Consider the following 13,366-nt stretch of genomic DNA (forward strand, 5'->3'; position numbering starts at 1 on the left):
GTCCCGCTTTTTCTTGCCTGCTCGCCCTCAACTGACGAGGAGGTTGCGCACGCGCAGTCCCTGCCGCGCGAAGTGCTGGCGCAATTCGTCCTGGTGCTCGAAGTCGCGCGTCTCCATCTGCAGGATCACCTCGGTCATCCCCACCGGCACGTGCAGTTCACCGCGCCGGTGTTCGACGTGGCGCACGTTCATGCCGAGGTCGGCGACGGTTTTCAGCAGGGCCAGCAGCTGCCCCGGCGCGTCCGAGATCGTCACCGCGACGCACATCAGCCGCCCGCTGGACGCGAGGCCGTAGTCGATCGAGCGGCCCACGAGCGTCATGTCGACGTTGCCGCCGGAGATCACGACCACCGCGCGGTCGTCGGGGCGCAGCGCGATCTTCTTCTGCATCAGCGCCGCCAGGCCGACGACGCCGGCGCCCTCGCCGATCGTGCGCGTGCGCTCGAGCAGCATGACGATGGCCTCGGCGATGGCGTTGTCGTCGACGGTGACGATCTCGTCCACGTAGCGCGCGATGACGCGACGCGTGAGCTGGCCGGGACGCTTGACCCTGATGCCGTCGGCGATGGTGTGCGCGCCGGGCAGCACTTCTTCCAGCGCGCCGTCGCGCAGGTAGGTGCGCCACGGCGCGACCGCCTCGGTCTGCACGCCGATCACGCGGATATCCGGGTTCTGCAGCTTGAGCGCGAGCGCGACGCCGGAAATCAGCCCGCCACCGCCCAGCGGCACGATCGCGACGGTCATGTCGGGGGCGTCTTCGAGCATCTCCAGGCCGCAGCTCGCCTGCCCGGCGATCACGTCCCAGTCGTCGTAGGGGTGGAGGAAGGCGAGCCCTTCGGCCTTCGCCAGCCTCAAGGCCTCGTCGGTCGCGGTTTCCAGCGTCTCGCCGACGAGGCGCACGTCGGCCCCCAGCCTGCGGCACGACTGGATCTTGGTGAGCGGGGCGTTCGCGGGCATGCAGACGACGGCACGCAGCCCGCATTGGGCCGCCGCGCGCGCGACGCCCTGCGCATGGTTGCCGGCGGACGCGGCGACCACGCCGGTGGGCGGGTTGGCGCCGGCCAGCAGGCGGCCGATCTTGTGCGTGGCGCCGCGCAGCTTGAACGAGCCGGTGCGCTGCAGGTTCTCGAGCTTGAGGCGCAGCGGCACGCCCAGTTCCTCGGAGAGCGGATCGTTCTGCCACTGCACGGTGCGCAGGATGGCGTCGCCAATGCGCTCGCGCGCGGCGAGCAGGTCGTTCAGGGCCAGCGGAATCGTGGCGGGGGGCATCGTGTCTCCTCGGTGCGGGGCCTCTGCGGGCCCTCGTCAGGGGTTCGGGCGGGATTCGAGACTCAGTCGGCCGGCAGCGCCTCCAGCGCTTCCGAAATCTCCAGCCAGCGCAGTTCCGCCTCGTCGATCCAGCCGGCGAGCTCGGCCTGGCGCTTGAGCAGCGTCTGCAGCTGCGCGGAATCGCCGCCCGTGTACAGCGCGGGGTCGGCGAGACGCGCGTCGAGCAGCTTCTTCTCGCCCTGCCAGCCGGCGAGCTTCTTCTCAAGCTGGTCGATCTCCTTCACCAGCGGACGACGCGCGGCGAGCCGCGCCTGACGCTCGGCCGCGGACTGCGCGCGGTCGGCCTTGCGCGCGGCCTTGTCGGCCTCGCGGTCGGGGCATTTCGCCGCTTCGGCGGCCTGCGCGCGGCGCGTCGCGAGCCAGTCGCGGTAGTCGTCGAGATCGCCGTCGAAGGGCTGGATGCGGCCGTCGTCGACGAGCAGGAAGCGGTCGCAGGTCGCGCGCAGCAGCGCCCGGTCGTGCGACACCAGCACCATGCCGCCGTCGTAGTCCTGCAGCGCGAGGGTGAGCGCGTGGCGCATCTCGAGATCGAGGTGGTTGGTCGGCTCGTCGAGCAGCATCAGGTTGGGGCGCTGCCAGATCATCAGCGCCAGCGCGAGGCGCGACTTCTCGCCGCCGGAGAAGGGGCCGCAGGGGGTGGTCGCCGGCGTCGAGCTGCCGCCGACGCCGTCGCCGCGGAAGTCGAAGCCGCCGAGGTAGTCGCGCAGCTCCTGCTCGCGCGTGCGCGGGTCGAGCCGAACCATGTGCTGCAGCGGCGATTCGTCGGGGCGCAGGGTCTCCAGCTGGTGCTGCGCGAAGTAGCCGATCGCGAGCCCCTTGCCTTCGCTGCGGCTGCCGGCGGCGAGCGCCAGTTCGCCCGCGAGGAGCTTGATCAGCGTCGACTTGCCGGCGCCGTTCCTGCCCAGCAGGCCCACGCGCTCGCCCGGGCGCAGCGTCAGGCGGATGCGGTCGAGCACGGTACGGTCGCCATAGGCGACGGCGCCGTCCTCGATCTGCAGCAGCGGATCGGGCGCGGCCGGGCCTTCGCGGAAACTGAAGGAGAAGGGGTTGTCGATGTGGGCGGCGGCGATGCGCTCCATGCGCTCGAGCGCCTTGATGCGGCTCTGCGCCTGGCGCGCCTTGGTGGCCTTGGCGCGGAAGCGGCGGATGTAGTCCTCGATGTGGGCGATCTCGCGCTGCTGCTTGTCGAACATCGCCTGCTGCTGCGCGAGGCGTTCGCCGCGCTGGCGCTCGAAGTCCGAGTAGCCACCGGTGTAGAGCGTCAGGCGCTGCTGTTCGATGTGCGTGATGTGGGTGACGCAGGCGTCGAGGAACTCGCGGTCGTGCGAGATCAGCAGCAGCGTGCCGCGGTAGTCACGCAGCCACTGCTCGAGCCAGATCACCGCGTCGAGGTCGAGGTGGTTGGTCGGCTCGTCGAGCAGCAAGAGGTCCGAGCGGCACATCAGCGCCTGCGCGAGGTTGAGGCGCATGCGCCAGCCGCCGGAGAAATCCGACACGGGCCGCTCGGCGTCGTTGCCGACGAAGCCGAGGCCATCGAGCAGCGCCGCCGCGCGGGCGCGCGACGCGTAGCCGCCGATCTCGTGCAGGCGGGCGTGGAGTTCACCGATATGCGCGCCGTCGTGCGCCGCTTCGGCCGCGGCGAGCCGGGCTTCCACGTCGCGCAGCTCGGCGTCGCCGTCGAGCACGTATTCGATCGCCGGCTTCGCCAGCGCCGGCGTTTCCTGCGCGACGTGCGCGATCTGCCAGCCGGCAGGGATGTCGAGGTCGCCCTGGTCCTGGTGCAGCAGCCCGCGCAGCAGCGCAAAGAGGCTGGACTTGCCGGTGCCGTTGGCGCCGGTGAGGCCGACCCGCCAGCCGGGGTGGATCTGCAGCGAGGCGGCATCGACGAGGACTTTGGCGCCCCGGGCGAGGCGGAGGTTGCGAAACTGGATCACGTCAGCGCAGCGATGGGCAAAGGCGTTATTCTACGCATCCCCGAACCCGAACGCCGCCGGACATCGTGCCCCGTCTTCTGCCCCCTCTCCTGCTGCTCGCCCTCGCCTGCGGCAACGCCACCGCCGCCGACCCCGCCACGGAATCCAACCCCGAGTTCCAGCGCGCGACCCGGCTGCGCGCGGAGGCCAAGACGCTGCGCCAGCAGGCCAACGAAACCCTCGCCGCCGAGACGCCGAAGTGCTACGCGCGTTTTCAGGTCAATCGCTGCCTCAATCAGGCGAAGGAAGCACAGCTCGAAACGCTGAAGAAGGCGCGCGAGCTGGAAGCCGAGGCGAGCCACACCGAACTCGCGGAGAAGCAGCGCCTGGCGGCCGAGCGCGGGCGCACCAGCACCGATGCGCCGACCCTGCCGGCGGAACCGGCCGCGGCCGAGGCCTTCGAGATCCACCCCGACCCGATGGCGGAGGGCACGCGCCGCCAGCGCGAGGCCGACGCGATCCGCGCGCAGGAGGCGCAGCGGGCCGAACGCCAGCAGAAGGACGAGCAAAAGGCCAAGGAGCGCGCGCAGGCGCAGGCCGAAGCAAAGGCCCGCGCCGAGACCGCGGCGCGCGATCGTGCGCGCTACGAGGAACGCATCCGCAAGCGCGAAGCCCAGAAGGCCGAAGACGCCGCGCCGGAAGCACCCAAACCGGCGAACTGAACGCCGCTCAGCCGGCCGCGCCACGCGCCCACGCGAGCGCGTCTTCCAGCCGGTCGTTGCCCCAGAACAGTTCGTCGCCGGCGCGGAAGCTCGGCGCGCCGAACATCCCCAGCTCGGACGCCCGCTCGGTCTGGCGGCGCAGCGCGAGCTTGTTGTCGTCGGTGACGGCGGCGGCGAGCAGCTTTTCGGCCGGCAGGCCGAGATCGGCGAGGATCGCGCCGACCACCTCCGTATCGCCGATGTCGCGGTCCTCGGCGAAGTTCGCGAGCATCACCCGGCGCGAGAACTCCGCGACCCAGCCCGCCGCGACGCCCTGCAGCGCGACGCGCGCCGCGAGCAGGCCGCCGCGCGGGAAGCAGCTGGGCAGGCGGAAGGGCAGCCCGTACTTGCCGGCGAGCCGCGCGAGGTCGCGCCACATGTAGCGCCCCTTGGGCGGATAGATGTTGAAGGGCGAGTCGTTCCAGCCCATCGCCAGGAACACCGGCCCGAGCAGGAAGGGTTTCCACTCGACCGCGACCCCGGCATCGCGCGCCAGCGCCTCGATGCGCATCACGGAGAGGTAGGAATACGAACTCGCGAACTCGTACCAGAACTCGATCTTCGGTCCCGACATGGCCGATGCTCCTCTGCTTGGACGGTCGACGGAACTGTAGCCGATCGGCGCGGCAACCGCTCACGCGGGCACCGGCAGATCGCGGGCGCTCGAAGTGCGGGGCGGGCTCAGTCGACGACGACGACGCGTGAAATACCCGGCGCGAACTGCAGGCGCGCACGCAGCTCGCGCGTGACTTCGATGTGGCCGTCGGCGGCGACCCGCAGCGCGTGGTCGATGCCGTAGCGGCGGGTGTATTCGCGCCAGTTGTCGCCGGCGATGAAGGGCGGCTTGCTCGCGGCGTCGGACAGCGTGCCTGCGCTATCGCGCGGCGTCACGAGCACGGTCAGCGACTGCGTCGCGTCGGCGGGGCTGCCGGTGCGCGGATCGATGAGGTGGCAGTAGCGCTTGCCGTCGAGCTCGAAATAGCGCTGGTAGTCGCCCGACGTGCCGATCGCCTCGCCGTCGTAGAGCGGCAGCGTCGCGAGCGGCTGCGGCTGGCGCGGGTGCTGCAGGCCGATGCGCCACGGGCTGTCGCCCTTCTTGCCCAGCGCCATGACATTGCCGCCGATGTTGATGAGCGCGTTCTCGATGCCTTTCGCGTGCAGGATCGCGGCCGCGCGGTCGAGCGCGTAACCCTTCGCGTAGCCGCCGAGATCGAGCTTGACCGCGGGGTTGCGGCTTTCGACCTGGTTGCCGGTGATGACGAGGTCCGACATGCGCGGCGCCGCGTGCAGCACCGCCTGCAGCGCGGCCGGATCGGGGCGGCGCGGCACGAACTCGTCGGCGTGGAAGCCCCACATCTCGATCAGCGCCCCCATCGCCGGGTTGAACAGCCCGTCCCCGGTCTCCGACAGCTTGCGCGCGTCCGTGAGCATGGCCGCGAGTTCGTTCGACACGGTCGCGACTTCGCCGCGCGCGATCGCGTCGTTCAGCGCCGTCAGTTCGGACGGCTGCCACGCGTGATAGGCGCGGTGCAGGCGGTCGAACTCGCGCAGCACCTCGCCCACCGCCTGCTCGGCCTCCTCGCGCGGCTCGCCATAGATGGTGACGTCGACGCGCGTGCCGAAGACATAGGCCTCCTGCTTGTACAGTTCGGGGCGCGTGCACGCCGCCAGCAGCGTCGCGCACAGCAACACCAACAGGGCCGCGCGCAGGCGGCCCGCCACCCGGCACAGGCTCATCCGGCGCACGCCTCCTCGAGCCTGTCGACGAGCAGCGCGGCCACCGAAAAGCCGCTTTGCCCGGCGATCTCGACGAAACAGGTGGGGCTGGTGACGTTGATCTCGGTGAGATGCCCGCCGATCACGTCGAGGCCGACGATCAGCAGGCCGCGCCCCCACAGCACCGGCGCGAGCGCCTCGGCGATCTCGCGTTCGCGCGCGGTGAGCGGCATCGCGACGCCGCGCCCGCCCGCGGCGAGGTTGCCGCGCGTCTCGCCGGCCTTGGGGATGCGCGCGAGCGAATACGGCACGACTTCGCCGCCGACGATCAGCACGCGCTTGTCGCCCTCGGCGATCCCGGGCAGGAAGCGCTGCGCCATGATCGTGCGCGCGCCCTCGTGCGTGAGCGTCTCGACGATCACGTTGCGGTTCGGGTCGTCGGCGCGCACGCGGAAGATCTGGCTGCCGCCCATGCCGTCGAGCGGCTTGAGGATCACGTCGCCGAGTTCGTCGATGAAGGCATGCACGTCGGCGCCGTCACGCGCGATCAGGGTCGTCGGGGCGAACTGCGGGAATTCGCAGATCGCGAGCTTCTCCGAGTGGTCGCGGATCGCGCGCGGGTCGTTGAACACGCGCGCCCCGGCGGCGACGGCACGCTCGAGCATCCAGGTCGCCGTGACGTACTCGAAGTCGAAGGGCGGATCCTGGCGCATCAGCACCGCGTCGAAGGCGGCGAGCGGCAGCACCGCCTCGTCGCCCGGCAGGTACCACGCGTGGTCGTCGGCGGTCGGGCGGATCGCCAGCGCACGCGCCGAGACGACGCCGTCGCGCCAGGTCAGCGCCTCGCGCACGATCGCGAACACCTCGTGCCCGCGCGCGTGCGCCTCGCGCATCATCGCGATGCTCGAATCCTTGTAGGCCTTCAGGCGGTCGAGCGGGTCGACGATGAAGGCGATCCTGAGACGGTTGGCCATGACCGCCCTTACGCCGCGTCGGCTTCGGCGGGTTCGGTCTCCTCGATCTCGACCGAGGCGGCGAGCAGCGCGAGGCGCGCGACCACGCCGTAGGCGTAGAAGCGGTTCGGCGCGGCGTCGGGCGCCTGGCGGCAGTCCGACAGCGAGCAGCAGGTCTGGAACGCGAGCGGCTTGAAGTGCATGCCCGGCGCGTTGAGGTTCTCGTCGCGGCCGCGCTCGGTATGCACGCGGTAGAAGCCACCGACGACGAAGCGGTCCATCATGTACACGACCGGCTCGGCGACCGCGTCATCGACCGTCTCGAAGGTATGCACGCCTTCCTGGATGATCACTTCCTGCACCTGCAGACCTTCCTTGACGACGCTCATCTTGTTGCGCTGGCGGCGGTTGAGGCCGATCACCTCGGACGCGTCGCGCACCGTCATCACGCCCATGCCGTAGGTGCCGGCGTCGGCCTTGACGACCACGAAGGGGGTCTCGTCGACCTCGTACTCCTTGTACTTCGCGCGGATGCGCGTGAGCAGCTTGTCGACCTCGGCGGCGAGGCAGTCCTCGCCGGTGCGCTCCTGAAAGTTGATCTGGCTGCACACGCCGTATTCCGGGTTGATGCGCCACGGGTCGATGCCGATCACCTCGCCGAATTCACGCGCGACGCGGTCGTAGGCCGCGGCGTGGCGCGACTTGCGCCGCGTGTGCCAGCCGGCGTGCAGCGGCGGGATCAGCCACTGCTCGTCGAGGCCCTTGAGGATCTGCGGCGTCCCGCCCGACAGGTCGTTGTTGAGCAGGATCGCGCAGGGATTGAAGCCGGCCAGTCCGACGCGGTTGCCGGTGCGCAGCAGCGGTTCGAGAGTGAGGCTGCCGCCGTTGGCGAGCTCCAGCGTCGTCGGCGCGGTAATCTCGGGCAGCAAGGAACCCACGCGCACGTCGAGCCCGGTGAGCTGCAGCACCGACACGAGCTTCGCGACGTTCTGCAGGTAGAACTGGTTGCGCGTGTGGTTCTCGGGCACCAGCAGCAGCTGGCGCGCGTCGGGACAGATGCGCTCGATCGCGTCCTGCGCTGCCTGCACGCACAGCGGCATGAACACGTCGTTGATGTTGTTCCAGCCGCCGGGGAAGAGGTTGAGGTCGACCGGCGCGAGCTTGAAGCCCGAATTGCGCAGGTCGGTCGAGGCGTAGAAGGGCGGCATGTGATCCTGCCACTGCGCGCGCATCCAGCGCTCGATCTCGGTGGCATGGCCGAGGAAGTGCTTCTCCAGTTCCAGCAGCGGACCGGTGAGGGCCGTCGTAAGGTGAGGGACCATTTGGAATTTTCCCGAAAAGATTCACGGCAGACCGCACAGCCTGCGGCGTTGGATTTGCACGAATACTACAACAGCCGATCCCCGCAGGGATTCAGACCGTTACAAAGACCCGAAAGTGCTCGGGCAGGGGCGCGTTCTCGAGGCTGCGCTGGGTGAAGAGGTAGCGCCCGTCGCACACGAAGCCGAGGTCGCCCCAGTCGACGGCATTGAGCGCGTCGCGGAAGGCCGCGAGATCGACGTCCTCGCGCCGCGGGAACACCGCCAGCACGGCACCGTCGTAGTGCGCGCAGTCGTGCAGGAAGAAGGGCTGCGGCCGGCGCGTGCGCCCATTCACATACACGCGCGGGCGCCCGGACTGGAAATAGCCGCGCCCCCACTGCCACCAGTTGCGCTCGTCGAAATTGCTCACGCGCCGCGCGATCAGGCGCGCCTTGTGCGGCACGAGCGCCGGCGGCGGCGGATCGCCCGGCTCCACCCACAGCATGCGCCGCGTGCGCCCGGTCTTGACGGTTTCCGAGCACACGAAGTCGCGGTTGCCGGCAACGGCGTCCGCATAGAGGTCGTCCGCCCCGGACACGGCGCCGACCTTCACGAAGGCGACGTCGGAGAGCCGCAGCGGGTAGTCGCCGCGCGCGAACATCAGGTGGCCGGCGCATTCGACGAGGTGGCGCGTCTGCCACGCCGGCGCCGCGAGCGCATCGGCGAGGCGGTCGGCGACGCCGATCTCGGCGTGGCGCACGCTGCGCTCGAAGCGGTCCTTCTCGAAGCGCCAGATCAGGCAGTTCGGCACCGCGTCGTCGAACACGCGCGCGTCGCCCAGCTCGATCGCGTCGGTGATCGTGCCGCTCGCCATCATCAGGCGGTTGAGCTTCACCGCCGACGTCACCTTGAGGAAGTCGCGCGGCGTGATGAAGATCAGCTCGCCGCCGGGCGCGAGGTGGCGCAGGCACTTCTCGATGAAGAACAGGTACAGGTTGGAGCGCCCGTCGAAATGCTCGTCGTGCAGCAGCGCGCGCGTCGCGGCGGGGATGTCCTGGAAGCGCACGTAGGGCGGATTGCCGATGATCGTGTCGAAGCGCTCGCTCACCGGGTACGCGAAGAAATCCATGTTCAGCGCGCCGGGCGGGCAGTGTGCGGCGTCGCACTCGATGCCGACCGCGCCCGGCAGGTAACGCAGGAAGGCGCCGTCGCCGCAGGACGGCTCCAGCACGCGGCCATGCCGGCGGCGCAGCGCGAGCATCGCGCGCACCACCGCCTCGGGCGTGAACACCTGGCCGAGCATGGCGACATCGCGCGGACGCGCGGGCGCGAGCACGCTCATGTGGGCGTGCGTCCCCGGTTGGCGGGCAGCGGGCGGATCTTCATGGCGGATTCGTGCACTCGAAGCGAAACCGGTGGAAGATAAACGTCCGCGGCGCGGCGCGCAATGGTGGTCAACGCGGGCGAACCCGCGCCGGGGCGCGCGAATCCAACGTGCGGGGCATCCGAGGGACGACGCAGGGAGAGGCATGACACTGACGACCAACGACATCGAGGAACTGCGCACCGCCAAGGCGCTGCTGGAGCATCCGGGCCTCGCCGCGCGCCTCAGCAACGCCCTCGGCTCGCCGATCGAGCGTAGCTTCGACATGCTGCCGAAATCCTTGAACACCGCTGTGATGGGCGCGGCGCGCAAGGCCATCGAGGGGGCGCTTCACGTCGCGCTGCGCACGCTCGACCATGCACGCGCCGCCGGCCCGGCCAACCGCCTCCACAAGCTGGCCGTCGGCACGACGGGCGCGGCGGGCGGTGCGTTCGGGCTCGCCGCGCTGGCGGTCGAGCTGCCGCTGTCGACGGCGATCATGCTGCGCGCGATCGCCGACATCGCGCGCAGCGAAGGCGAGGACCTGCGCAGCGTCGACACGCGCCTGCAATGCCTGCAGGTGCTCGCGCTGGGCGGAAGCGCGGCCGGCGACGACGCCGCCGAAACCGCCTACTTCACCGCCCGCGCGGCGATGGCGAAGGCGGTGTCCGAAGCCGCGCGCTTTCTCGCCCAGCAGGGCGCGGTGCAGCAGGGCGCGCCGGTCATCGTGCGCCTCATCGCGCAGGTCGCGTCGCGCTTTTCGGTCACCGTGTCGCAGAAAGTCGCCGCGCAGGCCGTTCCCGTGCTCGGGGCGGTCGGCGGTGCGCTGGTGAACACCGTGTTCATCGACCACTTCCAGGACATGGCGCGCGGCCACTTCATCGTCCGCCGGCTCGAACGCCGTTACGGTCCGGACGAGGTACGACAGGTGTATAACGGGATTGCCGTTCGCCGGTGAGCCCGGCGCGCATGGAAAAGGAGGAACAGTCATGGTCCTGCGCATCGTCCGCCTGGGCACGCCGCGAGCGGCCGACGAAGGCCTGCGCATCGGCACCGTGCGCCGCCCGCCGCGCGGCGTGCCGAAAGCCGAGTTCGCGTCGCAGAACTGGTACGACGTGTGGTACCCCAACCTCGCGCCCAGCGTCGAAACGATGAAGCTCGCGCAGCAGGCCCAGCAGACACAGGACGCGGGCGAGTGGCAGGCCTTCGTGAAACGCTACCGCGGCGAGATGGGCACGCCCGACGCCAGCCGCTCGCTCGACGTGCTGGCCGCGCTGTCGCACCAGACGAACTTCTCGGTCGGCTGCTACTGCGCCGACGAGGCGCGCTGCCACCGCTCGGTGCTGCGCGCGCTGCTCGCCGAGCGCGGCGCCGCGATCGCCGCGGGTTGAGACCAACGGAGGCGACGATGAAAGCCCGCACACTGCCCATCACCCTGCTGCTGATGCTGGGCCTCGTTGCCGGCGCCCATGCCCAGGTTTATCGCTGCGTCGAGGACGGCACGGGCAGAATCACGTTCTCCGACATGCCCTGCCACGGCAAGGCGACCGGCCGGGAGATCGACGTGACACCGAATACGCTCGACGCCTCGGCAGGGCGCGAGCAGGCGTTGCGTAGCGAAGTGCAGGAATTGCGCGAGAAGCTGCGCGAACAGCAGCAGACCTCGCAGACGGACGTCACGGGGCGGACGCAGGCCGACCTGCAGGCCACGCGCTTCGATTCGAAAGCCTGCGAGGACGCGCGCTGGTACTACGAGAGCGAAACGCGCACCAATCCGAACAACGAGGCGGCGATCGACGCCAAGCGCTCGGCGATGTTCGGCGCGTGCGGCATGAAGGAGCCGGACCGCGTGGAAGTGCGCCGGAATGTCGTCGTGCGCCAGGAGTTGGCGCCGGTACCCCGATCGATGGCGCCGGCTGGCCTCGACACGCGCTGCAACGGTTCCGACTGCCGGGACAGCGCCGGCAACCACTTCCAGAAGGATCGGCGCGGCACGCTCCACAGTCCGAACGGCCCGTGCCGCTTCATCGGCAAGTCGCTTCACTGCCCATGACCTGCTCGGGCAAGGGCGCGCCGCTCCGTTCGCCCGCTCGCGGCGCCCCTGCGGCACTTACTCGATGTTTTGCACCTGCTCGCGCATCTGCTCGATCAGCACTTTCATCTCCATCGCGATGCCGGTGACCTCGGTCGCGGCGGATTTCGATGCGAGCGTGTTGGCTTCGCGGTTGAGTTCCTGCATCAGGAAGTCGAGGCGCTTGCCGGCGGCGCCGCCGGCCTTGAGGATGCGCTGCACTTCGTCGATGTGGGCGGTGAGGCGCGACAGCTCCTCGGCGACGTCGATGCGCTGCGCGAAGAGGGCGACTTCCTGGCGGATGCGGTCTTCGTCGAGCGAGGCGACCGCTTCGCGCAGGCGCGTCGTGAGCTTGTCCTGATATTCGGCGACCAGTTCGGGGACGCGCGGCTGCGCCTGGGCGACGAGTTCGCGCATGCGGTCGAGGCGCTCGCGGATCATCGCGGCGAGCTTGTCGCCTTCGCGGCGGCGGGTCGCGACGAGCTCGTCGAGCGCGGCCTTCGCGAGTTCGAGCACGGCCGGCTGCACTTCCTCGAAGGCCACGCCGTCGTCTGCCAGCATGCCGGGCCAGCGCAGCACTTCGGCGACCGACAGGCGGGTCGCCTCGGGCAGGCGGTCGCGCACGCGCGCCTCGGCGTCGCTCAGCTGGTCGAGCAGCGCGGCGTTGAGGGCGAGGCTGCGCGGGGCGGCGCCGTTGGTCTGCAGGTTGAGGCGGCACTCGACCTTGCCGCGGGTGAGGCGCGCCGAGATCAGCTCGCGGATCGCCGGTTCGGCCTGGCGCAGTTCGTCGCCGATGCGGAAGAAGAGGTCGAGATAGCGCGAGTTCACGCTGCGCAGTTCGAGGTGGACGCTGACGCGACCGAGGTCGCGGGTCTGGACGGCGAAGCCGGTCATGCTGTGGATCATCTGTCATGTCTCCGGGAACCCGCGGCGATCCTGTACACTGCGGGTTCCAAACAAAAATCAGTCGCGGAAAGCCGGGTTCCAGCCTCCCTCCAAATGCCTGCGCAAACGAACTGCCCCCTTCCCGCCGGTTTCCAGCTGGACCAGTACCGGATCGAGCGGCAGCTTTCGCTGGGCGGCTTCTCCATCGTGTACCTCGCGCACGACCGGGAAGGCTCGCCGGTCGCGATCAAGGAATACCTGCCCAACTCGCTCGCGCTGCGCAAGGAGGGCGAATTCGAGCCGCAGGTGTCCGACGAGCATATGCCCGCCTTCCGCTACGGCATGAAGTGCTTCTTCGAGGAGGGCCGCTCGCTCGCGAAACTGATGCACCCCAACGTCGTGCAGGTGCTGAACTTCTTTCGCGCCAACGGCACAGTGTACATGGTGATGAAGTTCGAGCGCGGACGCACGCTGCACGACTATATCCAGAAACACCGCGGCGAGGTGACCGAACGCTTCATCCGCATCGTGTTCACACGCATGCTCAACGGCCTGCGCGAGGTGCATGCGCACAAGCTGCTGCATCTCGACATCAAGCCGTCGAACATCTACCTGCGCAACGACGGCACGCCGGTGCTGCTGGATTTCGGCGCCGCGCGGCAGACGCTGATGAGCGACCAGCCCATCCTGAAGCCGATGTACACGCCGGGCTTCGCGTCGCCCGAGCAGTTCGGGCACCGCGACGCGCTGGGGCCGTGGAGCGACATCTACAGCGTCGGCGCGAGCCTGCACGCGTGCGTCACGGGCAACGCACCGCAGCGTTCCGACGAGCGCGTCAAGGACGACACCGTGGTGCCGCTGCGCCGGACGCACGCCGCACACTATTCGGCACAACTGCTGGACACCATCGACTGGTGCCTGAAGCTCGACCCGCTGGCACGCCCGCAGAGCGTGTATTCGCTGCAGAAATCGCTGATCCGCCGCGACGAGGACGGCGACGCGGTGCATGCCGGCCTGTTCGGCGACCTCGGCGCACGGCTGAAGTCGTTCATCGGACGTACATGAGGAATTGCG

13 protein-coding genes are annotated in these 13,366 nt (G+C 69.8%); 5 read left to right on the forward strand and 8 right to left on the reverse strand.

Going from position 1 to position 13,366, the window contains the following annotated elements:
* Window positions 1-27: 27 nt before the first annotated feature.
* Both ilvA and CDA09_RS21285 read right to left on the reverse strand, forming a co-directional pair.
* Complete coding sequence (gene ilvA / locus CDA09_RS21280; RefSeq protein WP_121430479.1) at window positions 28-1,269, reverse strand: threonine ammonia-lyase; 1,242 nt, start codon at window positions 1,267-1,269, stop codon at window positions 28-30.
* Window positions 1,270-1,331: 62 nt separating this feature from the next.
* Window positions 1,332-3,263, reverse strand: coding sequence for an ATP-binding cassette domain-containing protein (locus CDA09_RS21285; RefSeq protein ID WP_121430480.1), 1,932 nt, complete (start codon window positions 3,261-3,263; stop codon window positions 1,332-1,334).
* Window positions 3,264-3,328: 65 nt separating this feature from the next.
* Here CDA09_RS21285 and CDA09_RS21290 point away from each other — a divergent pair, with 65 nt between their 5' ends.
* Window positions 3,329-3,964 carry a hypothetical protein gene (locus tag CDA09_RS21290; protein WP_286164278.1) on the forward strand — a complete coding sequence of 212 codons (636 nt, stop codon included), beginning with the start codon at window positions 3,329-3,331 and terminating at the stop codon, window positions 3,962-3,964.
* 7 nt (window positions 3,965-3,971) lie between these two features.
* Here the strand turns inward: CDA09_RS21290 and CDA09_RS21295 are convergent, their stop codons facing one another.
* From CDA09_RS21295 to CDA09_RS21315, 5 genes are all read right to left on the reverse strand, one after another.
* Window positions 3,972-4,577, reverse strand: coding sequence for a 2-hydroxychromene-2-carboxylate isomerase (locus CDA09_RS21295; RefSeq protein WP_121430482.1), 606 nt, complete (start codon window positions 4,575-4,577; stop codon window positions 3,972-3,974).
* A 107-nt stretch (window positions 4,578-4,684) separates the two neighbouring features.
* Window positions 4,685-5,740: an FAD:protein FMN transferase gene (locus CDA09_RS21300; protein WP_121430483.1), complete on the reverse strand. Its 1,056-nt coding sequence runs from the start codon at window positions 5,738-5,740 to the stop codon at window positions 4,685-4,687.
* Complete coding sequence (gene gshB, locus CDA09_RS21305) at window positions 5,737-6,693, reverse strand: glutathione synthase (protein ID WP_121430484.1); 957 nt, start codon at window positions 6,691-6,693, stop codon at window positions 5,737-5,739. The genes CDA09_RS21300 and gshB overlap by 4 nt, the downstream gene beginning before the upstream one ends.
* An 8-nt stretch (window positions 6,694-6,701) precedes the next feature.
* Window positions 6,702-7,994 carry a glutamate--cysteine ligase gene (gene gshA / locus CDA09_RS21310; RefSeq protein WP_121430485.1) on the reverse strand — a complete coding sequence of 431 codons (1,293 nt, stop codon included), beginning with the start codon at window positions 7,992-7,994 and terminating at the stop codon, window positions 6,702-6,704.
* Between the two features lie 91 nt (window positions 7,995-8,085).
* A complete protein-coding gene (locus CDA09_RS21315; protein ID WP_121430486.1) occupies window positions 8,086-9,315 on the reverse strand; it encodes an Eco57I restriction-modification methylase domain-containing protein in 1,230 nt (409 codons plus the stop codon).
* Window positions 9,316-9,502: 187 nt separating this feature from the next.
* Between CDA09_RS21315 and CDA09_RS21320 the strand changes: the two genes are divergently transcribed.
* The 3 genes from CDA09_RS21320 to CDA09_RS21330 are packed head-to-tail and all read left to right on the forward strand — an operon-like array spanning window position 9,503 to window position 11,389.
* Window positions 9,503-10,294: an EcsC family protein gene (locus CDA09_RS21320; RefSeq protein WP_121430487.1), complete on the forward strand. Its 792-nt coding sequence runs from the start codon at window positions 9,503-9,505 to the stop codon at window positions 10,292-10,294.
* A 31-nt stretch (window positions 10,295-10,325) separates the two neighbouring features.
* Window positions 10,326-10,727, forward strand: coding sequence for a DUF488 domain-containing protein (locus tag CDA09_RS21325; protein ID WP_121430488.1), 402 nt, complete (start codon window positions 10,326-10,328; stop codon window positions 10,725-10,727).
* A gap of 17 nt (window positions 10,728-10,744) precedes the next feature.
* Window positions 10,745-11,389 carry a DUF4124 domain-containing protein gene (locus tag CDA09_RS21330; RefSeq protein ID WP_121430489.1) on the forward strand — a complete coding sequence of 215 codons (645 nt, stop codon included), beginning with the start codon at window positions 10,745-10,747 and terminating at the stop codon, window positions 11,387-11,389.
* Window positions 11,390-11,446: 57 nt separating this feature from the next.
* Here the strand turns inward: CDA09_RS21330 and CDA09_RS21335 are convergent, their stop codons facing one another.
* The gene (locus CDA09_RS21335; RefSeq protein WP_121430490.1) at window positions 11,447-12,313 is read right to left on the reverse strand and encodes a YicC/YloC family endoribonuclease; all 867 of its coding nucleotides are present in this window, start codon (window positions 12,311-12,313) and stop codon (window positions 11,447-11,449) included.
* 93 nt (window positions 12,314-12,406) lie between these two features.
* Between CDA09_RS21335 and CDA09_RS21340 the strand changes: the two genes are divergently transcribed.
* Window positions 12,407-13,357, forward strand: a complete 951-nt coding sequence (locus tag CDA09_RS21340) for a serine/threonine protein kinase (RefSeq protein WP_121430491.1) — start codon at window positions 12,407-12,409, stop codon at window positions 13,355-13,357.
* Window positions 13,358-13,366: the final 9 nt, after the last annotated feature.

The sequence above is a fragment of the Azoarcus sp. DN11 genome, assembly GCF_003628555.1.
Taxonomy (GTDB): domain Bacteria; phylum Pseudomonadota; class Gammaproteobacteria; order Burkholderiales; family Rhodocyclaceae; genus Aromatoleum.